This window comes from Sporosarcina sp. QA0331 (assembly GCF_055808055.1).
In genome coordinates this window covers 790,038-813,802 of sequence record NZ_CM147850.1, presented here as the reverse complement: position 1 = coordinate 813,802, position 23,765 = coordinate 790,038, and the positions used below count along the sequence as shown (strand labels likewise).

Annotated in this window: 14 protein-coding genes; 2 read left to right on the top strand and 12 right to left on the bottom strand. The window is 43.7% G+C overall.

Features of this window, described 5'->3' with window-relative positions:
- Positions 1 to 26: 26 nt before the first annotated feature.
- From AC0L13_RS03905 to AC0L13_RS03875, 7 genes are all read right to left on the bottom strand, one after another.
- Positions 27 to 2,147, bottom strand: coding sequence for a cellulose biosynthesis cyclic di-GMP-binding regulatory protein BcsB (locus AC0L13_RS03905; RefSeq protein ID WP_473644174.1), 2,121 nt, complete (start codon positions 2,145 to 2,147; stop codon positions 27 to 29).
- Positions 2,144 to 3,412, bottom strand: a complete 1,269-nt coding sequence (locus AC0L13_RS03900; RefSeq protein ID WP_473644173.1) for a glycosyltransferase family 2 protein — start codon at positions 3,410 to 3,412, stop codon at positions 2,144 to 2,146. The genes AC0L13_RS03905 and AC0L13_RS03900 overlap by 4 nt, the downstream gene beginning before the upstream one ends.
- Positions 3,405 to 5,114, bottom strand: coding sequence for a DUF2334 domain-containing protein (locus tag AC0L13_RS03895; RefSeq protein WP_473644171.1), 1,710 nt, complete (start codon positions 5,112 to 5,114; stop codon positions 3,405 to 3,407). The genes AC0L13_RS03900 and AC0L13_RS03895 overlap by 8 nt, the downstream gene beginning before the upstream one ends.
- Positions 5,104 to 5,967: a GGDEF domain-containing protein gene (locus AC0L13_RS03890; RefSeq protein ID WP_473644169.1), complete on the bottom strand. Its 864-nt coding sequence runs from the start codon at positions 5,965 to 5,967 to the stop codon at positions 5,104 to 5,106. Before AC0L13_RS03890 ends, AC0L13_RS03895 begins: the two co-directional genes overlap by 11 nt.
- Entirely contained in the window at positions 5,948 to 7,042 is a 1,095-nt protein-coding gene (locus AC0L13_RS03885) for a glycosyl hydrolase family 8 (protein ID WP_473644167.1), read from the bottom strand. The genes AC0L13_RS03890 and AC0L13_RS03885 overlap by 20 nt, the downstream gene beginning before the upstream one ends.
- 164 nt (positions 7,043 to 7,206) lie before the next feature.
- Positions 7,207 to 7,818: a class D sortase gene (locus AC0L13_RS03880; protein WP_473644164.1), complete on the bottom strand. Its 612-nt coding sequence runs from the start codon at positions 7,816 to 7,818 to the stop codon at positions 7,207 to 7,209.
- A gap of 15 nt (positions 7,819 to 7,833) precedes the next feature.
- A complete protein-coding gene (locus tag AC0L13_RS03875) occupies positions 7,834 to 12,957 on the bottom strand; it encodes a collagen binding domain-containing protein (protein WP_473644162.1) in 5,124 nt (1,707 codons plus the stop codon).
- Positions 12,958 to 13,276: 319 nt separating this feature from the next.
- Here AC0L13_RS03875 and AC0L13_RS03870 point away from each other — a divergent pair.
- Positions 13,277 to 14,418 (top strand): IS3 family transposase gene (locus tag AC0L13_RS03870; protein WP_473644159.1). Its coding sequence is split into 2 segments (ribosomal slippage): positions 13,277 to 13,550 and positions 13,550 to 14,418, totalling 1,143 coding nucleotides; the frame shifts between segments, so codons are not numbered across the junction.
- A gap of 109 nt (positions 14,419 to 14,527) precedes the next feature.
- Here AC0L13_RS03870 and AC0L13_RS03865 read toward each other — a convergent pair.
- The 4 genes from AC0L13_RS03865 to nikC are packed head-to-tail and all read right to left on the bottom strand — an operon-like array spanning position 14,528 to position 18,433.
- A complete protein-coding gene (locus tag AC0L13_RS03865; protein WP_473644157.1) occupies positions 14,528 to 15,559 on the bottom strand; it encodes an ABC transporter ATP-binding protein in 1,032 nt (343 codons plus the stop codon).
- Entirely contained in the window at positions 15,504 to 16,556 is a 1,053-nt protein-coding gene (locus AC0L13_RS03860) for an ABC transporter ATP-binding protein (protein WP_473644155.1), read from the bottom strand. The genes AC0L13_RS03865 and AC0L13_RS03860 overlap by 56 nt, the downstream gene beginning before the upstream one ends.
- Positions 16,557 to 16,581: 25 nt before the next feature.
- On the bottom strand, positions 16,582 to 17,523 hold the full coding sequence (locus AC0L13_RS03855; RefSeq protein WP_440500083.1) for an ABC transporter permease: 942 nt from the start codon (positions 17,521 to 17,523) through the stop codon (positions 16,582 to 16,584).
- A gap of 16 nt (positions 17,524 to 17,539) precedes the next feature.
- Entirely contained in the window at positions 17,540 to 18,433 is an 894-nt protein-coding gene (gene nikC, locus AC0L13_RS03850) for a nickel transporter permease (RefSeq protein ID WP_473644153.1), read from the bottom strand.
- A 348-nt stretch (positions 18,434 to 18,781) separates the two neighbouring features.
- On the opposite strand from nikC, the gene AC0L13_RS03845 reads away from it, so the two are divergent.
- Positions 18,782 to 20,401 (top strand): glutathione ABC transporter substrate-binding protein, encoded by a 1,620-nt coding sequence (locus AC0L13_RS03845; RefSeq protein ID WP_473644151.1) that lies wholly within the window; start codon positions 18,782 to 18,784, stop codon positions 20,399 to 20,401.
- A 385-nt stretch (positions 20,402 to 20,786) separates the two neighbouring features.
- Here the strand turns inward: AC0L13_RS03845 and AC0L13_RS03840 are convergent, their stop codons facing one another.
- Complete coding sequence (locus AC0L13_RS03840; RefSeq protein ID WP_473644149.1) at positions 20,787 to 23,543, bottom strand: M14 family metallopeptidase; 2,757 nt, start codon at positions 23,541 to 23,543, stop codon at positions 20,787 to 20,789.
- Between the last annotated feature and the right edge of the window lie 222 nt (positions 23,544 to 23,765).

Genomic DNA, 23,765 nt, shown 5'->3' with positions numbered 1-23,765 from the left:
ACTTTTCGAGGGAGGATGTGCTTAACTCATAATTCCATGTTATTCTTCCGTGCTTTTCTCCTCATGATTATATAAACAACCACCGCAACAAGAAGTATGCTCGCGAAACCGATTAGCCACCATTTCGTCAAAACATCTACTTTTTCTTCCGCCTTCACCGATTTTACAGCATCCTTCACTTGTTGGAATTGTGTTGCATTCGTATAAAGATGTTGTTCTTTCGTCTGGATGGCAACAGTTGAAGGTTCCTCCAAATTGCTTAACGTTTCAATGAAGTGAGCGTCGAAAAGGGGAGTATTTTCTCCTAGCCCACCGAAAATGATCATGGCATGCTTTTTATCACTCCACGGATTTCCTTGCATCCAACTGAACTGCTTGACCGCTTCTGGAAGGAAACCGAATGATTCGAAAGTAGGGGCTCCTTCTTCCATGCCAACAATAAGATCCTTTTCCACCTCGCGCAATGAAGGATGGAATGAAGGTCCTCCAATAAAAATTAAATGATTATTGCTCGCTTGCTTACCGTCGAATCGGTCACCATCCACTAACTCGATGGCAGGCACTCTTCCGAAAGCGGTTAATGAACCGAATAACGTCATCAATTCATCATCCCCGACTTTCTTTCCAGCCGGTAAGACGATTTTCGTTAGTTCGGAAGGATCGTTGAACGGATACGGATAACTAGCTAATGTTTCTTCACTCATCGACTCTCCTTCTTGAAACGTGAAGTAACTGTCTTCCGACAAATAGATCCAACGATTTTCATTGTTGCTGAGACAAGGGTTCTTTCTCTTTAATCCATTCACTTCAAATTGGAGAGAAATCATACGATTTGCTTTGATGGTCCCCTCTTGAATCGGCACGTGAACGGAATAGACTCCATTTTCCTCCTCACCAAGGGAACGGACGTCGATTGGATAAGGAACATTATTTACATAGATCACCATCTCGACCGCTTCGCCAACAAGATTGCTTTCAATTTCCTGCGATGTATACTTCAGCGTATCAGAGCGACGCAAACGAAGCTCCATTGCAGGATTCGCATCCATTCGAGGAGGTGCATAGCCAAAATATGTGTCACTCTTACTAGTGGATCGGTCGAACGTCAAATTTCCGATACCAAACTTTTTCAAAGTGATTGTTCCACTCTCATTTACATTTTCCGGAATAGAAGTAATATTCATCATCTGTCCTACTAATTGTTTACTATACTGATCTTGCGATAAAATACCGATGCGGCTCCCAATTTGGTCAGGCGACTGTGCCGTAATAATTAATGACTCGACCGTCCCGCCTTGATTAGTAACGCGGTGCCTTGAAAGGGACAGACCCTCTTTTTGAACCTTCACTTCCGCTTTGGCAAATAAGCTGTTCATCGTTTTAGATGTAAATTCAGATGGAGTGCCGATAACGATGAAATTCCCAGTAATGGTTCCGATTTTTGATTCTCGAAGAATCTGTATGCCATTTGTGCCTTCAGATTTCCCCGTTAGATATGCACCAACCGCCGCCCCAGCACCCCTAGTTTGCAAAGAAGGATTATCTGGAAGGACTATTGCGACTGGCTGTCCTTCCTTTTCGGTGAATAAGGCTGGATACTCCGATAACGACGGACTATCTGATGATTGTTCGTTCAATTGCAAGGAGGAATCAATACCGATTGTGAGCCAATTCCCTGGTGTTTCCTGATCGACACAAACCCCTTCTTTAATGACACCGTTAAATGTCACTTTCACACTATGAAACCCTTTAGTGAGGGCATTGCCTGTCAGCGCAATGACAATACGGTTCTCCAGTGTTTCACTATTTAACGAGATGGAGCGGACATTTTCCTCGTCAATACTGACAGTGACTGCGGATGGTTCGATTAGCAGCTCTGAATGCTTCAAATGCAGGACAATTTCATTCCCCGCGGGAGCGATATCAGATCGAATTTCGTAGAAGAAAGTCTTTTCCTCAACCGGACCGTACAACTCGATCGGTATATTCGTTATAACTTGACGATTTTTATGCGTCTCTTCGGTGGAAGCAATCGACAACCCATCCAACTGGATCTCATATCCCGCCTTCGCTATACGACCGAGAAACATTGTGCTGCCTAGTAGGCAAATCGTAAGTAGAAGCAATTTTATATTACGTTTATTCATTGGACATCTCCCCGTTTTTGTTCGAATCGTTCTGTCTTGTACCAGCGAACTTCCTGCCGCAAAAAGACCCGTTTCAATTCCAAGCCTAACGAATAGACGACTAGAACGATCCACATTTGTGAATACGTGAAATACATTAAAATGACATAGAAGAAATTAGAGCGATTCATCTCCGTCTTCTCGATACTTAGCGTAATCATAACTTCTGCTAAAAACAGGAGTAAGGCAAGCCCCCAAAGGACAAGCGCCACATTCCCGATAGATAAATTTAATTCGAAGAAAATGTTGACGATAAACAGGGCGTTCGAAAGGATGACCCCAAAAAAGAACAGGAAGTAGGTGAAAAAGAAATAGAACAAGTCAAAGATGATTCGTTTCCGTTTCAACTTAAAAAATTGCCTTAGGAACTTCAGGACGACATATTGATTGCCCCTCGCCCACCTCGTCCTCTGCCGCCACCAAACCTTCAGTGTTTCCGGTTCCTGCTCCCACGTAATCGCGGCCGGGAAAAAACGTATTCGATACCCGAGATTATAGACGCGCACCGTCAATTCCGTATCTTCCGCCAGCGCTTTCACATCCCAACCACCCAATTCCTCCATCACGGATCGCCGGATCGCAAAGTTCGTACCGGGTATCGTCGCAACTTTGAACCATTTCCAGCGTCCTCCTTGCGCCATCCATTGAAAGCAGATCGTTTCGATATTAATGAATCTAGTGAGCCATGTGTTTTTCGCATTTGTGACACGGAACTTCCCAACGACAGCTGCGGCTTCTTTATCATTCAACAAACCCATAACCAAATACCAGACCGCCATCCGCTCAGGCGTATTATCAGCGTCGTAAACAACTATTACTTCACTGGAGGTTTGCTTCAGCGCTTCATTCAACGCCGAGGACTTTCCTATCCCCTTGTTCGGCGGCTTCGTTTCAATCACCTTAATGAATGGAAATTTATCCGTAAACGATTCAGCGATTTCTCCCGTACGATCCGAGGAATTATCATTTATGACAATGACCTCCAATTTGTCTTTTGGGTAATAAAGCCTAGACATCGCCTTCAAAGTTTGTTCAATAACGACCTCTTCATTATGTGCTGGGATGAAAATGCTGACAGTCGGCAAATTGGTCATATTTTCCTTCCATCTCGGTATAACACGTTCATACGTTTTGAAATGACGGTAGCCGCCTTGCATGAGAAACATATGGTATAACAGCATGACCCAGATGAGAACGAGTGCAGTGTAAAAAAGTATATTAGCCAATAGATTCCCTCTCTCTGAACAGCCGTTTTTTCAATCCGACACGTAAACTTGCAATATAAATAAAGAAGGCAGTTAGGAATAACGCTACTACAACGACCATCAGCCATAATGCTCCTTCTAGCGGATGCTCTTTCGACCATTCAACGAACCGATTCCAGTAGTTCCTTTCAGATTGGACCTTCAAAACCCCATTCTCTTGTTGATGGATGAGTATATTGTTCGTCTTCACGATCTGCTCATTTGAACGTAAATCCAACCATTCAATCTGCCCTACCGAATAAATGAGCTCCAGCATCTCCGGCAAATACTCAAGACCTAAATACGGATGATAAAACCCGCCAACTATTGAGCCAGGAATTTCCTTCAATTGTTTAACAGACTCCCTTGCACTTTCAAGAGGGTCTGCCATTGTCGGATCCGCATAACCGATCGTTTCAGGATAAAGTGTCATACCAGATAAGATTTGAGGTGTTGAAATAAACAGCGGGGCATCCATCACTCCCCAATTATCATCACTTAATTGCACTTGTCCGAAAATCGATGTGAAGTAATCCGAGGTAATCTCGTATCCTGTCGAACTCATCGTGTAATGCGGCGCTTCGAATGCTAGCGGAATTAGGCCGAGGTCGACCAAATCTTCAATCGCTTTCCGATGTTTACGTTCGATATACCTTTTCTCGATCAAGTCAACTTCACTCATGAACGATTCAAACTCTTCTTTCGAACGAAAGGACTCGCGGGAAGGTAAAGGGGCCGGCAACTTGTCCGTACGCTCCGTCGTGATTTTTTGATTTAATTGATCGTCCCAGAACTCGAATCCTTCCCCGGTTTCCTCGTACCGATAGGAATGCGTATACCCATGTGCAATAATGATGCCACCGCGGTCCTGTAAATGTCTTAGCACATCAACAAGCTTTCGATTTGCAGACAACCGCATCTGTTCGCCCGTTTCATTGTTCACATAAACCGGAATAACTGCCATATAGAACGGAATGCCCCGATCCGCCAAATAGTCCCCTGTCTCTTTAACTAACTCATGGTCCGAAACAGGTGAAATGTCCTCTAATCGAAGATAGGCAGGATGCACGTCAGGCGGATCTATCCCTAATATTGGATAAACCGCTTTCGATATTTGCATCTTTTCATCCGTGTCAAAAGAGGTTGCTGCTATATAGGAAAGCCGCCCATTTTTGATTATGAAAGGGATCGTTTCATTCAAACTATTGCCACTTACGATAATTTCACTTCCTTGCGGCGGGATAACTTTCATGGCTGAAATAGACTTAGTAAGCGAGCGATTATCAAGCGACCTTAATTCAACCTCTCCCCGATAGTCCCAACCTTTGAATGTCCGAAGTTGGTCCGCGTTGTGTCCGAATGCGATAATATCCCCCTTGTACCGATCCAGTGCATTAATGAGTGGCTCGGGCAAGTCCATCTTTGCATCTCCAACAAAAACAACCGCATCCTTCCCCGCCAGAAGTTCAGGTTGAAATTCCTGTACGGAAATGACTAGTTGCTCTGTTGTGAAAGCAGAAAATGTAGCGTCAATCATGTGCACATTTTCATCTATCCGATCTTCTTCGGCTGCATAAATGAGCAATAGTTTTAGGCTGTCGCTTGCTGCATCTAATCGAGATGGCATAACGCCCCAACTTGGAAGGAGAAGAAAGCCGATCAGTATCCACCTTCTATATTGCATGGGTGATCATCTCACTTTCGACTTTTTCCAACAGCTCTTCATATTCCAGATTGAACGAATTCTTGTCATATAAGACAAATCCGATATGGAATGAAAGATCAATATACTTTCCGTTCAGCAACTGATGGGTTTTAAGTCGTTCACGTAACTTTTCGATAATAGTTTCCAAGGATTCATCAGTCGTATTCGTTAATTCAACCGCGATGCAATCGCGATCATACCGGAACTTCCGATCTGTCATCCTCAACATTTCCTGCAATACTTGAGCAATTGACGAAAGCACATGTTCCCTTTCTTTTTCGCCATAGAGTTTCCTGAACTCTTCATAATGCTCAACTTGGAGGAAGAGGAGGACGAATGCGCCGCCGTATCGGTTAATGCGTTTCATTTCAGAAGTCACTTCCAACTTCATCCGTTCACGATTATCAAAACCCGTTTCCGGATCCACGGCCACGAATTGACGGATCTTTTCGCTCAGCTGAACAATCTGCTTTTGTTGATTCATAACTTGCTCATGCACTTTACCTGCAAAAACGATGAGAACGATGAGCAATAAGCCATATGCCAAGAAAAAAGGCAATGGAATACCGATTGGCGCAATCGGCAATCGATTGTTCGAAAGATGACTAAAAAACAAAGTAGAGCCAAGTATAAATAAATACGGCAAACACCAAAATAATGCCGTCACTGGGCCTTTACTAATGGCGATGGCTAACAAGAGAAGCAAAAAGCCAAGTAGAAACAAACCAACTGTGCCATATGGCGATAAAAAATATGTTGGAACCTGAACGCCTATTAACAATAGGACGAGTAAGACAAGGCCTCCCTTGCCCTTATCTAAATACTTCTTCATCGATTCCTTTCCTCTCCGCAATCAAAGCTAATAAATTGTCGAACGTATGTGTATCGAGAGTAGGCACGTCAATATAGCCTCCATAGTATTCTTCTGTTTCATTCACCTGTTGTAACGTCTGCATTTGAGCGAACAACGCTCTTGCCATATCCGCCTCTCCTATTTCCAAACACATTAAGATCGCTAGCGCATACACAGCAGGTGCTTCATAATCGACCAAAGGAGAACCCGTCTTTAAGTCGTATCTTCCGTATAGCTTCCCATTCCCTTTTGAAAATGCCTCTTTTGTAAAGTCGAGTAAGGGCTTTACGTTCCCACCCCATAGTGCCCGGTGATAACCAATGTAATATTGGTCGATTAAGTTCACTTCTTCGTCATAGGAAAAATGATTCGTCTTTATTTCATACGTTTTCGGGAAAAAACCGACGGAAGTATAGGGCATTTCCAAGATCAAAGAGACTGTATCGTCATATGTCCGTTGTTCGATGAACTTGTGTTCTTTCAGAAAATCAAATGCTGAGGGGATAATATAACTAAGCGTGATGGTCGTCCCCTGGTACTTCGATTCCAAATCGATATAATCCACCATCCAACCCTCATTGATTTGATAATTTCCCAAGCTTTCTCCCATCTGTAAAGCCAACTTGGTGTACGCGGTCTTATTCCATTTCCTACCTGCCTCGAATAACGCATTCATAATCCTCAAATCATCGATGGAGGCATTGGCGGGTGCCGAAGCCATTCCCCTTAATTCCCAAGCGACTAAATAATCCTTCGTTAAAAAATATTTTTCCAAAACACGTACTTGCCGTTCAAACTGCTTTACATCATTTTTCGCAAGCAAATATTCCATCCATAACCCGACCGTTTCGGACAAATAGACATCCTTCTGCCCCAGCAGGTCCGTCTGGATTCTTCCATCCTTCTTCATAAAATGTTCCAAAATATACTGTTCAGCAGACAACTGACTTTTTGCAAACGCCCCTTCCTGCTTTTTCATTGAAGTGACTTTCGAAGCAACTCCAATAATGAGGAGCAGTGAGATAATCAAGATGCAAGTATTACGAAAACCCATACGCTAGTTCCTTTCTCATGCTGCGATACTTTGTATATGCAATTATATAGGTCCTTTCTTATAAGACTCTTAAAAAACGTCAACTCAGCAATCAGCAAAGGCGATAAGTTGAGAATAAAAATGAGCCATCCCCTTTACAAGGAATGACCCACCTAAGTTTTTTCCTATTTCCGCTCCATACTCTCTACCAATTCGCCTTTCACAGCAACCCGCTCTTTGCCGGAAACTGTACAAGTTATTAAGGTGATTTCATTTTTATCTTCCGAATCATCCAGCACTTCGACGAAGGTCGGTTGAATGACTTCTTTGCTCGTAATCTCATAGACATACGTCTTATCGCCTGCATGAAGATGGATCTTTTCACCAATCGGCACTTTGGCAAGATTGCTGAAATGACGTCCATCCCGATACCCTCGGTGGCCAGCGATGGTGAAATTCCCTACACCTGGCTGTTGATCGGGTTTGATTTGCGTAAGAGCGATGTTGAGATTCTCATCTGTCGTTTCGTTCAAAATATGCTGTTTCATGTGAATGAAGGGAATCTCAAGTTCCATGACATCGTCCAACTGCTCTTGCGTCAACGTTAAATGTTCAATTTGCTGCAATGGAACCGACTCCACTCCATCCCATTCAGCGATGAGCGACAAGGCTTGTTCCATTGCCTTCACCTCTTTGGTTTGGTTCCACTCCACATAAAGCGGAAAAGAAACGAGGACGAGCCCCGTTAGCAAAAACAAAATTCCCACTAACGTTTTTTTGTTTTTCAAGGTTCTCATCCTCTCTTTATTTACTTATTCATTTGTCTTTCGACGACCTACCATAAACCCGCCCATTACCATCAAAGCGAATCCTAGGATGATCATGTACAGTATATGTTGCTCACCGGTTTGTGGGAGCGTGTCCTTTCCAGAAGCCTTCACGTCTTGACCGTCCACTTTAGAACCGACTTCACTTTCGACGTCTCCTGTACCTGTCGTGGAAGAATCAGGTTGGCCGTCTGTCGTTCCATTGTTGACATTGCCGTTATGGTTGTCCGCTGGGTCATTGTCGGGCTTGTCTGTATCACTTGGCGTGCTGTTTTCGCCCGGCTGTACTGATTCGTCCGGATCATTGGCTTCACCCGGTCCTTCCGTTTCCTTCGGATCTTCCGGTGTAGGAACTACTGGCTTCCCGGGATCCGTTGGTGGATCTACCGGCTTCTCCGGATCCGTTGGCGGATCTACCGGCTTCTCTGGATCCGTTGGCGGATCTACCGGCTTCTCCGGATCCGTTGGTGGATCTACTGGCTTTTCTGGATCCGTTGGTGGATCTACTGGCTTTTCTGGATCCGTTGGTGGATCTACCGGCTTTTCTGGATCCGTTGGCGGCGTGGATTTTTTTCGATTTTTCATTGTTTTTTCTTTTACAGTAATTTGATTTTCTTCTATGGTGAATTCAATCGGTTTGTTATCAAGCACATAGCCAGTCGGCGCCTTAATTTCAATAAGTTGATACTCCCCGATTTGCATGTTTTCGAAGAGGATTTCACCGTTTTTGTCGGAAATTACATTTCCATTTGCAGCAAGATTTGCATCCGAAACAAGACGATTGTCAACTTCTACTTTTTCATATTCTCCATCAGCATTTTTCTTACGGAGTTCAAACTCTGCCCCTTGCAACTTCTTATTTGCATTGTTGCTATCAACCTTCGTCAGTTTGAATGAATGGATGATTTTGTTATTTTCGACAGGGATATTTTTCGACTCCACATCGATTGTAACCTTAATACCCTCAGCTTCCATGACTACATAACCGCTCGGTGCTTCAATTTCGATAAGCGTATAGTCATCATATGGAAGATCCTTGAAAAGTAATTCACCGTTTTTATTTGTTGTACCTGTTCTGACGACATCACCATCATTGTTTACAAGATTGAACGTAGCGCCCCCCAACATTATGGAATCGTCAGCTGCATCTACTTTCAACACTGTCAATTTCCCTTTGGAGCGCTCATTTTCCTTAACAACTTCCACAATAGAATCTTTATTCTTGTGAATAGTGAAGCTTACCGGCTCCTTATTTAATTCGTAGCCTTTAGGTGCTTTCGTTTCAACAAACTGATACTCTCCAGGTTCCAATTCATTCAACTGGATTATACCCTTTTCATCGGTAGGTAAGCCTTCTCTAACTAACTCATAATCCTCACCAACGCCTTTTTTATATAAATCAAATTCAGCGCCAGATAGCGTTTTTTCCAGATCATCTTTATCTACTTTTTTTAGCTCGACCGCTTGTTTTGCTTTCTCATTGGTTACGGTTACTTCTTTGTCCCCTGTTACTACTTCCTCTTTATTTTCTGCATTTAAGAGATAACCAGCAGGTGCACCTGTTTCCTGTAACTGATATTTACCATAAAGGAGATTCGAGAATAATACTTTTCCATTTTCATCCGTTTTTTTCACATCCACAACTTCTTCGGTCAATTCATCGATCAGGGTAAACTCGGCACCTTTTAGAAGCTTTTTGGGATCGTCTTTATCTACCTTTGTAACGATTAAACTTCCAGTATAGCCTTCACCTGTTGCAGATCCTGTAGTTCGTTTAACCACAATCTCAGATGGGATACTTTTTGTCTCTCCTGTAATTTCATCTCCGGTAAATTTGATTTCGTTTGTTATTTTCTCACCGGGCTTCGCAAGGATGATCGATTGATATTCCAAGATATAAGGTTTATCGATTCTATTGAATGAAAGTGTAAAGGAAGTGATTAAACCGTCGTCATTTTCAATAAAGTCGATGGAATAAGTATTCTCATCTAATTCATCTCCACTCGACTTTACATTGCCTCCCCAATCTACTTCGGTTTCATAGATTTTGAAAGACTCTTCCTTGATGAATTGATTGTCACTCGGAGTATCCACCAATTTAAAATTGGAGATGCTTGATTGGCTATAGTTAATTTCTACAGTCCAATTCACTTCGTTTTTATTTTGCTCTCCGCTCTTATGGACATACTTACCGCCATGAGTAATGGACACTGAAGCTGGTAGTTCAGTTATTTTATCATCTCCACTAAATAATGTGGCTGTATTGTTGTAAGTGGATTTGATTTGTTGGTCGGCTAAACTTGTTTTGTATTCAATTAAATATGCTTTGTTTTCAATATCTCCTAATGACACTTTGAAGCCGGGATTTTCGTCTTCATCCTCAATTTTTTCGATGTTTTTAGGGTCAAATGGGATTTCTTTACGGTCAGTTTCGATTCCATTTTCGCCGCCTGAAAGTTCGATTTCATAAACTTTGATCGATCCTTCAACTAATTGCTGGTTATCTAAGATGTAATCGACGACAGCTACGCCAGACAACGTTCTTAGATTATAGTTGATGCCAACTTCCCAAGTAATTTCTTTCGTAGTTGCATCATAGGAACCGCCTTTAAATCCGTTAGCCTGCGTGTACTCGTCTGGGGTGAATGGGGTAGTTGCAACTTTGTTCTTGTCAAACCCATATTCATCCACCCATGTCAATGTAGCCTTGTTTTCCAAATACGTCTTCCCTTTATCTTCCCGGGCATCATAGTTGAACGCTGTTTCATATTCAATCACATGCGGGACACTGATGTCTTTTTTAAAATTAATGACAAACCCATTGCCATCTTCATTTATTTTCAGTTCATAATCTGTATCTTCCAACAATTCGCGGTCTGTATTATCTTTGATTTTTAACGAACCGTGTGTAAAAGTAAGACCCTTATTAGTGAAATCATCTTTCAATTTGACATTTTCCATGCGGTGGCTGTCGTTATTGAATTCAATTTTCCATTTAGTTGTTTTTGATTTGTAATCAGTATCAAAATTTGTTTTATACAGAATATGTTGATCTATTTTTCTGTTAGCTTCCTTTTCCTCGCCGATACCGCTGATGACTTTATTGTTTACGGTCATTTCACTGAAAACGCGTTCACTAGCGGTTGTTTGATAGGTAATTTTGTATGCTTCCGATATGTCGCTATCAAACTGTAGCGTAAACCCGTTTTCACTTTCAACAATGGAGAAATTTGAAACGGGTTCTGACTCGCCTTCAGTTCCATCATCCTTGATGGTGACCTTTTTAACTTCTATATCACCAAGCTTCTGACTTTGCGAAAATTCATCGGTCAACTTAGCGCTATCCTTTGGAATTGTTTTTTCATTATAGTTATAATAAATTTCCCATGTGATAGTTTGCGTATCTTTATGGTAGCTAACAGATTTTTTATCCAATGATGTTCCGCGCTGAATGTCCACAGACGCTGATGCAGTGGTATCCTCAATTCCTGTGCCCGTCAACTTTGCTTCGTTCTCGAATTTTGTTTTATCTTGGTCTGTGATTTTCGTTTGATAGGATAGGCGATATGGAGAGGATATATCCTCTAAATCTATTTTGAAGTCTTTCCCTTCAACTTGGCCTATTGTGGGATTCATAATTCTTTCTTCATCTATGAACGTTCCATCAAGCTGTGTAATAACTTTGTACAATTCAATCGATCCGGGGACTAATTCCATACCATCTTGAAGTAAATCTTCCAAAACAGCACCGGAAATATGATCGTGCCCTTTATTGAACTCTACTGTCCATGTAATCATATCACCGTTATAATTTTTATTGGGTACGCCCTTTTTATCAATTGTACTTCCCGTGTGTTGATAGATGTAAGGATAATCAACGGATGCTCCTCCCTCAATCGGAGTGATTGTGATTATTTTTTCATCTGTCATAGTCATTGTTTCATTAATTTTCGTTTCGACTTCCAAGGTACCGGAGATGTTTGAATGTTTTTCTATGAATGAATTAAAAACAATTGTAGCATTTCCGTCTAAATTTACCGAAAACGTTCCAATTTCCTGACCGTTAAATTGAACAGGCTCACTAAATGTGTCATGGACTTTTAATTCTGACGGCAATGTAAAACTAAAGGTCGATCCCCCTTTGTAACCATGCATTTCAGGAAGAGACCAGTAGTATTTTACGTTAATGATGGATTCAAGTGTTATAAAATCCAATTCCGCATTACTTGTCTCGTTCTCAAATACGGTGACAACGGCGTCTGTTAGAATGTTTTCCGTAATTGTACCTTCGCCATTCCCCTCCGCTGATCCTTCCGCAATGGTGAATGTTTTCCCGCCAAAAACAAACTCATTTACATCCTCAGCCAACTTCGCTTGTAGTGTAAATGTACCTGAAACTTCCTTACTAACAGGTTGTACCACAACTTCGGGTTGTTGATCACTTTCCGGTTGTTCTTCAATCTCGTGTTGTTGATCACTTTCTGGTTGCTCATCAATCTCGGGTTGCTGATCACTTTTTGGTTGCTCATCAATCTCGGGTTGCTGATCACTTTCTGGTTGCTCATCAATCTCGGGTTGCTGATCACTTTCTGGTTGCTCATCAATCTCGGGTTGCTGATCACTTTCTGGTTGTTCATCACCTTCGGATTCTTGATTGCCTTCGGGGTGCTCATCTGAAGTGTCAGGTACTTCATTTGGCACATCAGGTTTTTGTTCTTCACCTGATGTACTAGGTTCTTCTGGCGAAGGTTGTCCATCAAGCGTAATCAACAAATTATTCCCAGCTAGTTCATAGGAACCGAATGTAGATTTTCCTGAAGTCAATGGTCCACTTGGGGAAATTCCAATCAATCCTTCTGGTAGTTGAACGGTTTGTTCTAACTTATCTTCTGGCAATACTGCAGTCCATTCATATAAAAGATGAATAGTAGAATCTGCACGCAATGCATTATTATCACTGAATGCATCGCCGTTTTCATCAATTGCATTCAATTCCTTCAATGATAATGGAGATCCCTCAAATCCACTAGCTTTCACCACCCCAATCGGCCCCAATATCGTCTGACCGATTAGCAACAGCATTAACATAAATACATATACTTTTTTCATACGGTACTCCTTTCCTATTACTTGTATTACAGCTGATAGTCTTTCCCGTGACACCGACATTGACAAACGTCATTTATTTTGAGATGACCGTCACTTATCCATCCCCTTCGACATTATTTTCCACCAATCCAATAATAGTGAACTGCTCTTACATATCTCTAAATGGATTCTTACACTTTTCTTAAACTACTTTTTTGAAACGACAAAAAGCCCCGCAGAAAGAATTCGCACTGACCTGAGAATATGAGACAAATAAAAACACCTTACGTTGAAAAACGGGTATTGAACCTTAATACATCAACGTGGAGGTGTTTTTTCTATGGGAACTAAAGTTAGTTATCCAGAAGAAGTTAAATTAAAGGCGATTCAAATGAGGTTAGCGGGTGTTCCTGTAAAAGAAGTTATGGAGGAACTGAATATCCGAAACCGTACACAGCTGAAAACTTGGATGAAATGGTATCGGAATGGTGAATTGCATCGTCTTGCACAACCGGTCGGCAAGCAATATGCCTTCGGCAAAGGACCCGGGTATGAAAGTGAGACAGCGAGGTTGCAGGCTGAAAATCGATATCTGAAACAACAGGTGGAAGTGTTAAAAAAGTACGCGGAATTGGAAAGGAAGTGGCGCCAAGAGTTGTGATTCAGTTAGTGGAAGAATTAAGTGGAAATATGACTATAGGAGAAATCTGCAGACACTTGGGCGTCGGTCGATCATCGTATTATCGCTGGAAAGCTCAAGAAGGGAACGAAACGCCAAAGGAGGCGCGGAATCGACAGATTGGGGAATTGTGTAAGAAGCATAAATTCATATATGGCTACCGGAAGATTGCGGAACTGTTTCCTGGGGCCTGCGAGAAGACAGTACAGCGCGTCATGCAGAAACATGGTTGGCAGTGCCGTGTAAAAGTGAAGAAACGGAAACGTACTGGGCAGCCTGCATATGTCGCACCGAATCTGTTGGCGAGGGATTTTACTGCGTCTAAACCCTTGGAAAAGCTAGTGACGGATATTACGTACTTGCCCTTCGGGCAATCTATGATGTATCTTTCAAGTATCCTAGATGTCTACAATGGAGAAATTGTAGCCCAGACCATCGGTTCCATCCAGGATACTGCCTTTGTGCTGGATACGTTGCATCAATTACCTGACTTGCCGGAAGGCTGTATTTTGCATAGCGATCAAGGTTCGGTTTATACATCATATGCCTATCAAAAGGCAGTAAAAGAAAAGAGAATTACCATGAGCATGTCCCGAAAAGGCACGCCCGCTGATAATTCTCCAATCGAAACGTTCCACTCCTCGCTAAAGTCGGAAACGTTTTACCTCGACGGAATCCATCGCACAACGAATGCGCATGTGATTCAAATTGTCGAAGAATACATTACTTATTATAACAATATCCGCATCCAAACGAAATTAAACAGCCAATCGCCGGTACAATACCGACAACTGGCTGCATAATAAGGTGTTTTTTAATTGTCTCAAAAAAGATAGTCAGTGCCAATTCTTTCTACAGGGCTTCTTTTGTAGTATTTAGTTTAACTACTTGTAATTTTTAGGTCGATTCAGTTTAAAAAACAGCTTCCTCAAACCCCTTCACTTTCAACTCGCCGTTTTCAATTTCTTCAACGAAATGGCAAGCGGCTTTATGGCCTTTGATCATTGATTCATGCGTACGCAATGCAGGTATATCCACTTTGCATTTTTCCTGCGCGAACGGACAGCGTGTATGGAAACGACAGCCTGATGGAGGATCGATCGGCGAAGGGACATCCCCCGTCAGGACGATATGCTTTTTCTCGCGTGTCGGATCCGGCACTGGAATGGCGGAAAGCAATGCTTGCGTATAAGGATGCTTCGGATTTTCGAAAATCGAATACTTATCGCCGATTTCTACGATTTTCCCTAAGTACATAACGATAACCCTGTCCGAAATATGGCGAACGACGCCTAAGTCATGTGATATGAATAAATACGTCAATTTGAATTCTCTTTGCAGATCTTTCAACAAGTTCAGTACTTGCGCTTGAATGGAAACATCCAATGCTGAAACGGCTTCGTCGCATATGATGAGCTTTGGATTGACCGATAATGCCCGGGCAATACCGATACGTTGCCGCTGACCGCCGGAAAATTCGTGTGGGTACCGATCCGCTTGATATTCATTCAACCCGACCGTCTCAAGCAGTTCGATAATGCGCGCTCTTCGTTCCTTCGAAGGCAACACTTTCTGGATTGCCATCGCTTCATCCAGGACATCCGACACGGTTTGGCGCGGATTGATGGACGCATACGGATCTTGGAAAATGATTTGCAAATCTTTCCGTTGCTTCCTCATTTCCCGTTTCGACAACGACGTCAATTCCTTCCCGTTAAACGTAACGATGCCCTCCGTCGGCTCCTCCAGTCTAAGAATGGCGCGACCCGTCGTCGATTTGCCACAGCCGGACTCTCCAACGATGCTGACCGTTTCCCCCTCGTAAATCGTAAAACTGATATCATCGACCGCTTTGACATGATTGACGGTGCGTCCCATCATTCCGCCTTTAATCGGAAAATATTGTTTCAGCCCCTCGACTTTGAGCAATTCTTTTTTCGCCATAGACAATCACCTCCGATTCGCCTTCCCATTTTTCCGAATAAATCCAGCAGCGTACATCGTTCCCTTCCTCATCCTTCAACAATTCCGGCATGACATTTCTGCACAAATCAGTCGCAGCTGGACATCTCGGTGCAAACCTGCATCCTATCGGCATCTCTTTCGGATTCGGCACATTCCCGCTGATCGACTCCAGCTTTTCAAGCTCCATATCATGCCTCGGCAATGAATTCATTAAACCGATCGTATACGGGTGCTTCGGCTTTTGGAAAAGTGTCACGACGTCCGAATATTCCACGACCTGTCCCGCGTACATGACGACGACCTCTTCACAGGTTTCCGCAACGACGCCAAGGTCATGCGTAATCATCATGACAGACATGCCAAGCCGTTTCTGCAAATCACGGATGAGTCTTAATATTTGTGCTTGAATCGTTACGTCAAGCGCGGTCGTCGGCTCGTCAGCGATCAAAATTTCCGGATTGCATGCAAGCGCCATCGCAATCATGACACGCTGACGCATCCCTCCTGATAATTCGTATGGGTATTGCTTTACGCGTTTGTCCGGTGAGGGAATTCCGACGAGTTGCAACAATTCGATGGATTTCACATAGGCCGCTTTCTTTGACAAATTCTGGTGTTTCATTAGTGATTCACTAATCTGCTGGCCAACTGTGAACACCGGATTCAAAGACGTCATCGGTTCTTGGAAGATCATTGAAATTGCATTCCCCCGGATATCCCGCATTTTCTTATCCGTGAAAGAGAGAAGATCTTCCCCTTTGAATTTGACTTCTCCCCCAATTATTTTTCCATTCGCCGCTAGAAGTTTCAAAATTGAAAGCGCTGTAATGCTTTTGCCTGAACCCGACTCCCCGACGATTCCAAGCGTCTTCCCTTCTGGAAGGGTGAAACTGACGCCATCGACCGCCTTCACTTCCCCGTCATCCGTAAAAAAGGACGTGCGAAGATCCCGTACTTCCAGTAATTTCGTTTTCATTCCGGACACCCCTTTCAAACATGTATCAGTTCAAATCGATTCGCTTGTTCAATACGCGGTACGATATATCGACGAGCAAGTTTACAAAGACGAACAGGAATGAAATAACGAGGACCGTTCCTTGGACAATCGGGAAATCTCGTGTCCTAATGGCATCTATTGTTAAACGTCCCATTCCATTGATTGCAAAAATCGTTTCGGTCAAAACGGCTCCGCCGAGAAAACCGCCAAACTCAAGGCCGACAACCGTAATGACGGGAATTAAAGCGTTTTTCAGCGCATGGCGATAAATAACAACGCGCTCCCCCATACCTTTTGCCCTTGCCGTACGGATATAGTCCTGCCCAATCACTTCGAGCATCGATGAACGCGTCATCCGCGCAATAATTGCCGCTCCTCCTGTCCCGAGCGTAATGACAGGCAGAAGCATTTGCCGCCAATCATCCCCCCAACCCGACGGACGCATTTTCATAAAGTCGGGCATCCAATCCGGACCGATTGCAAACCATTGGATGAGCATGAGCCCGAACCAGAAATTCGGCATAGACAACCCAAAAAGAGCGACAATCATAATGGATATGTCCGACCATGTGTAATGGCGGACAGCTGAAATGATACCCGCAATTAAACCGAGGAAAACGGCGAGAATTGTCGCATAAAAGGACAGCTCCACGGTCGTCCAAAAACGCGCCTTAATTTCATCCGTAACAGCACGACCGCTACGAACCGAGTTTCCGAGATCGCCTTGAACGACATTCTTCATATAGCTGAAATATTGCACCGGCGCAGGTTCATTTAAACCCAGCTTCTCCCGGATCTGCTCCACCGTCTTCGGAGACGCCCCCTCCCCCGCGATGATCTGCGCAGGATCTCCAGGAATCAAATACATCATTGAAAATACAAGAATGGAAACGCCAAGCAAGACCGGAATCGTCTGAAGTAGGCGCCTTATAATGAATTTCGACATACATGTGCCTCCTCCATCATTTTTTCATTTTCGGGTCAAGCGCATCCCGCAACCCGTCCCCAAAAATATTGAATGCCAACACGACGATAACGATCATGACGCCTGGGAATAAAACAAGATGGGGCGCCTCCCTCATATAAGCCCTACCCTCACTGAGCATCGCCCCCCATTCCGGAGTCGGTGGCTTTGCACCTAACCCAAGGAATGCAAGTCCGCTTGCCGTCAAAACAGCTGTCGCAATTCGCAGCGTCAACTGGACGATGATCGGCGACAGGACGTTAGGCAGAATATGTTTGAAAATGATTCTTCCATCCTTTGCCCCTAGCGCTTTAATCGCGTCGATATATTCCAGCTTCCTTACCGTTAATGTAGACCCGCGAACAATCCTTGCGAATGCAGGAACTGAGAATATCCCCACCGCGATGATGACGTTCTGCAAGCTTCCACCAAGCACTGAAACGATGGCAAGTGCAAGAAGGATTCCCGGGAATGCGAGAAGGATGTCCATAATCCGCATGATGACCGTATCAAGCTTTCCTCCATAATAACCGGAAATGATGCCGAGGAAGACCCCGACAACCCCTCCGAGCGCGACAGAAAAGAAACCGACTTTCATCGTAATCCCCATGCCGTGGATGATTCGAGTGAATATATCCCGTCCATAATTGTCGGTGCCGAACCAATGCTCTGCCGATGGCGGCTTCAACTTATTAGCGATTTGTGGCGTATTTGGATCAATCGATGTTAGAAATGGACCGAATATCCCTGTCAAAATGAAAAATATGACAAGGACACCTCCGACGACTGCAGCCTTGTTTTTGCGAAGCCTGCGCCAAAAAGCTTTATAAGCCTCAACTCTTGGACTGGACCGTTTCTGTCCGATTTGTGCAACAGGTGTATGTTGAACCATGTGTAAACACCTTCCCCCATTCGTATTCTATGAAAAATCAGTATATTGACAGTAGCATATCACGAATAGACGTTTTGCGGAATGCTTTTTATCATTGTTTTCATTTAATTTTAAATAATTTGATTTTAAAATCATAAGATTGCGGGCTAACCGTTTTGCCTTAACATTCCTTTCTTATGCTCAATTAAGTGAGTTAATGCTAATAACTTATTTTAATATTCAATTATGCTAATTATTCTGAAATGTATTGTCTGTTTCCATGTTGTGTGCTATATTGCAACTAACTATTACAATTTCTATAAATCTTCAGAAATTGAAATATGTTAAAAACAAACGGGGGGAACACACATGAAGAGAAATGGCAATGTAAAGTGGCTGTTTGTTCTTGCTTTGGCTTTCTCAATGATTCTTGCTGCATGTTCTGGGGGGGGTTCATCTTCTTCGGAAAATGAAACGGGGAAGGAAATTGACGAAGACAAAGGGGAAGGAACTGTAGGAGGAGACTTAGTGCTCGCAGTTCTATCGGATGCATCTTCATTAGATCCAGCTGGATCCAATGATGTACCGTCTTCCGTAGTACAAGCGAATATTTATGAAACACTTGTAAAAAGGGATGACGACAATAAAATCGTCGAAGGTCTTGCGGAAAAATGGGAAGCGATCGATGATACGACTTATGAATTTACTCTCCGCCAAGGTGTCACATTCCATGATGGCGAGCCTTTCAATGCGGAAGTCGTGAAAATGAACTTGGAGCGGGTTCTCGATCCAGAAGTCGCATCACCACGTTACTTCCTATATGAAATGGTCACTGACATTATCGTAAAAGACGACTATACTGTACAGATCAAAACGGAATATCCGTTCGCTCCTTTGCTCGCCCACCTTTCACATAACGGCGGCAGCATGGTGAGCCCAAAATCGATTGATGCGGATTATGAAGCGATGAAAAATGGGGAAAAGGCAGGTTCTGTCATTGCGACTAACCCTGTCGGCACAGGATATTTCAAATTCGAAAGCTGGGAGCCTGGCGCTGAAATCAAGCTCTCCAAAAACGAAGATTACTGGGGAGACAAAGCCCATGTGGACACTGTGACATTCAAAGTCGTTCCTGAAAGTGCGGTCCGGAACGCAGACCTTGAAACAGGATACGTCCATATCGCGGATCCAGTCCAACCGAATGAAGTTGCAGGCATCAACGACGGCAGCTTCGCCAAGGTCAACCAAAAAGCATCGTCCAGCCTTGCATATTTAGGATTCAATACAGAAAAAGAACCGTTCAATGATCCAAAAGTACGTAGAGCAATTTCCATGCTTGTCAATAAAGACGACATTAGCCAAGGAGTATATGACGGATTCGGGATACCTGCAAAAGGGCCTCTAGCCCCTGGAATCTTCGGCTATAACGAAGATGCAAAACCGATTGAATACAATGTGGAAGAAGCGAAAAAACTTCTGAAGGAAGCAGGCTATGAAAACGGCTTCAAATCTTCCATTTGGACGAATGATAACCCGCAACGTCAACAAATCGCAGTCCTGTTGCAGGATGAATTGAAGAAAGTCAATGTCGAAGTGAGCATCGAAGTGATGGAATTCGGAGCTTATCTTGAGAAAACAGCAAATGGTGAACACGACATGTTCATCCTTGGCTGGTCTAACCCGACTGGAGACGCTGATTACGGAATGTATGCACTATTCCACTCATCCCAAAAGGGTGACCCAGGGAACCGTTCATTCTATGATAATCCAGAAGTCGACAAACTCCTTGAAGATGGCCGCCGCGAATCAGATCCAGATGAGCGTATTAAAATCTACAATAAAGTCCAGGAAATGTTAATTGAAGAGGCTCCGATGGCATACTTGATCCATACGGAATACCTCACAGGCGTCAGCAATAAAATCAAAGGCTTCTCTATCGGTACTGACGGAATCTATCAATTGAAAGATGTACAGTTCGTAGAAGAATGAGACATGGAAAAGGATGCTGCGTTGGCAGCATCCTTCAGAGTGTAGACAAAGTCGTTTTCGGACTTTGTCTACACTCTTTTTAAGGCAAGTGGCAATGGGCAGGAATTTCCTCAGCCTGATTGAAAACGCTTGCCAAGGAAGGCAACCTAAAAGCGCCACATCCTGTGGCGACGGTTGCATGACTCGCATCCTGCGAGCCCGCGCGAAGTCGACCGAAGACGCGAATAGAACTAAAGTTCATGAGCGGACGAGCGAGTAGGGAAGGCATCCTAAGGACGCCGCGTCCTGCGGCAACGGATGCATGACCTACTTCCTGTAGGCCTCAACAACGGATGCGAGCGTTTGTCAACAGGCTGAAGGATGCTGCGTCGGCAGCATCCTTTTATTAATTTTTATCTATCCCGCGCTTTGGCGCTGGGGCTTCTTCCGCTGATGCGAAAATGCTGTTAGCAAGCATGCGGTAATAATGCTTCGTATGTGCTCTGAACGCGAGGTCGTTTGCGAAAAGTGTGATTGTCGCATCATCGAATTGCTGGGTGAACGCCAGGGTTTGACCTTTAGCATCTTCATGTCCAGGCCACCAGCCAGCGACATAGAAATCATCAGTGCCTTTCACTTTTGCCAATACTTCCGCCCCTTCAGGAACAGCAGCAATCCACGACCCTCTCGTCGTATAGAAGAGTTCATCTTGACGATAACCGGCCATCAATGGATGCTCCACATTGACTGTCGCCTTGATTAGCCCTTCATGTCCGCCTTTTGTCGTCTTGTAATCAAACCCTTCTAGCAATCCTGCCTCATGGACCGCCTTCAACACGCTGTTGCCAATACCGATGAATGTTTTGCCTGCGAGCTCCTTTGGCAGATTCGTATCGGAAACGACGACCTCAGCTTGTTCCTCTTCCGTCAAATTGAATCCTAATTCCTTCAAAGAGAAGACTAATTGGCCGGATCCGTTGCTCGCCACTTTCGGCTCAACAATCCATTTCGTATTGATTGCTTGGTAAGCAGGCAACACGTCCGCTTCAAATACATACTCGTCCTTAAATGGTACGACATCTTCCGTGCTGACAACAAAGTCGCCCACTTTGAACCCGAATTTGTCTTCTTGAACAATCCCAACATGTTTGCCGTCCTTCAGCAGTTCATTCACTAATCGGATCGTATCATTATTAACATTTTTCAGCACTTGCATCGCTTTTCTTTCATCCACTTCACTTGAAGGCACTGCTGCTTCTGACACTTGTTCAGTCAGCCCTTCAAGAACGTCTTCCTCTCCCATGCGCACATCGACAGCCGTAAACCCTCTAAGTGCTGGGAAGTTGGCAACGACCGGATCATACATCGCTTCCCAGTCGGAGACGTCATCGCCTGCGTATAGCATCGCGTTTGCCAAACCGCGTTTCGCCTGCTTCATCGGTACGACATAAGCCCCTTTCGGATACGTCGTCGGTCCAATTTTGACATCTTCCGTCGTCCGCTCAACCTTTACGCCATTGCGGATTAAATAATCCACCATATTATAAACTTCCGACACATTCTTTTGATTCCATGAGTCGGTCGGCAACACATAATAATCCGGGAAGAAGTTTTCATTCTCACCTCGAATGCGCCCGATCGATTCGCCAGCCGCGTTCGTCAATAGTGGATCTACCGCGCGATTATCTTCCCCTTTGATGCCCCTATTGAAAATTTCAAGCTGTCGCGCATACAAATCATCTTTATTCTCAAACACATAATCAATCATCCCGAAACCTGCCCCGACCATTGCGTCATAGGATTCCTGGCTAAGTGTCGGAACTTCGACGGTATGGCCGAGTGTCCCATGTAACATCGAGAAGATCGGCGTGTAGGATGGGCCCATATCATCCCATCCATCCTTATACCCTTCGGATGCAAGGAAATACGATGTCAATCCAGAGCTGCCGATTCCCGCCTGCCCCATCGCATGCGCTTGCGGAATCATTCCTTCCATTAATAAGTCATATTCGAAGTTTGGATTATGTGGAGGCGTTGCCGGCTCAATGAGGAACCCTTTCACATAACCGTGCCCTTCCATCATCGCAAGAGGCGTCCACTTTGCAATCACTTGATTCAACTGGATTGTCTCAACTTGCGTCTGATAAGCGTTGTCCCTATTTAAGTCAAACCCGTTTACATTCGCTCGTGTATTATGGACACGTCCGTCCGGGTTATGGGAGAAGTTGAAAATGAAAATAAGATTATCAAGCACTTCGTCAACATTCAATACAACTTCTTCATCTATACCGTTTTCATTCGTTTTTTTGAACGTCACTTCAGATTCCAATGCGAACTTCTTTAATAATTCCGTTTGGAAGTCAATCCCTTCCACTTCATCCGGATGGATATTATTGAACCAGATCGGAATCTGATAATCACCCATCGTTCCCTCTTTCAGCTTCGCTAATAAATCTTCAGGCATTTCAAGCGCAGTCGGCAAAGTGTTTTCCAAATAGTTATTCACCACTTTTTCATCTTTCGCAAGAACGACGAGGTGCATATCTTTTCCTTCCACACTCTTCCCTGGGCTTTCATAATGCAAATATCGGTCATTCAATTCGTTAGCCTCTTCAAAAATCTGATCAATGGAAGGCTTGATTTCATCCCATTCAAGGAATTCGTCATATACATTCAACTTGACCGTCGTTGCTGCTTTTACTTCATTCTCTGAGTCTATTAACGCAAGTTCATAGTCCCCTAGCAATTCCTTATAAATGACTCGGATACCGCGCGGCGACAAATCGGCTGTACCGAAAGGCAAGCCAAATTCCAGCTCCGCCGCAATCTTCGTCGTTCCATCGACATAATGCGGCTCTGTTTTCACGAGGATGAACGGTTCCCCGGAATACGATTTCACATCCGCATCCCATTGTTTCCATTCATCGAGCGCTTTCCCGCCGAATTGGAGTTCCAGTTTGTCTAAATCGACCTCCCGCCCAAAATCCGCTTCAATCGTCACATCGCGGATTTCCGTCAGTGATAATACCGACCTGCTGGCATCAAGCTCAACCGATTCGGCAACTTGTATAGCCTCTACGGATTGTGCCGCTTGTGCGGACAACGGAACCGCTGTCGCAAACACCATGAATAATGCTAAAAATCCAACTAAAAATCGTTTCAACATCTCATCCCCTTCACCTATTTTTATTGTAGATTAACAGCCTACAATAATCTGACTATAGCAAATTGATAGATATATAGATAGCTATTTACTTCGATATCTGAAGTATTTTTTAAAAATAAGCTAAATGGTTTAGGCAGAGATTACTAATTAAATAGAAGTAGCAGAAAAATAATCCAAAAAAACCTGAAACTTTTACCAATTGTTTGCGTATAAGTAATA

Bases quoted from the DNA above. Each gene is read 5' to 3' on its own strand.
- AC0L13_RS03905 (WP_473644174.1), bottom strand. From the start codon at position 2,147: ATGAATAAACGTAATATAAAATTGCTTCTACTTACGATTTGCCTACTA.
- AC0L13_RS03895 (WP_473644171.1), bottom strand. From the start codon at position 5,114: ATGCAATATAGAAGGTGGATACTGATCGGCTTTCTTCTCCTTCCAAGT.
- AC0L13_RS03890 (WP_473644169.1), bottom strand. From the start codon at position 5,967: ATGAAGAAGTATTTAGATAAGGGCAAGGGAGGCCTTGTCTTACTCGTC.
- AC0L13_RS03885 (WP_473644167.1), bottom strand. From the start codon at position 7,042: ATGGGTTTTCGTAATACTTGCATCTTGATTATCTCACTGCTCCTCATT.
- AC0L13_RS03880 (WP_473644164.1), bottom strand. From the start codon at position 7,818: ATGAGAACCTTGAAAAACAAAAAAACGTTAGTGGGAATTTTGTTTTTG.
- AC0L13_RS03875 (WP_473644162.1), bottom strand. From the start codon at position 12,957: ATGAAAAAAGTATATGTATTTATGTTAATGCTGTTGCTAATCGGTCAG.
- AC0L13_RS03865 (WP_473644157.1), bottom strand. From the start codon at position 15,559: ATGGCGAAAAAAGAATTGCTCAAAGTCGAGGGGCTGAAACAATATTTT.
- AC0L13_RS03860 (WP_473644155.1), bottom strand. From the start codon at position 16,556: ATGAAAACGAAATTACTGGAAGTACGGGATCTTCGCACGTCCTTTTTT.
- AC0L13_RS03855 (WP_440500083.1), bottom strand. From the start codon at position 17,523: ATGTCGAAATTCATTATAAGGCGCCTACTTCAGACGATTCCGGTCTTG.
- nikC (WP_473644153.1), bottom strand. From the start codon at position 18,433: ATGGTTCAACATACACCTGTTGCACAAATCGGACAGAAACGGTCCAGT.
- AC0L13_RS03845 (WP_473644151.1), top strand. From the start codon at position 18,782: ATGAAGAGAAATGGCAATGTAAAGTGGCTGTTTGTTCTTGCTTTGGCT.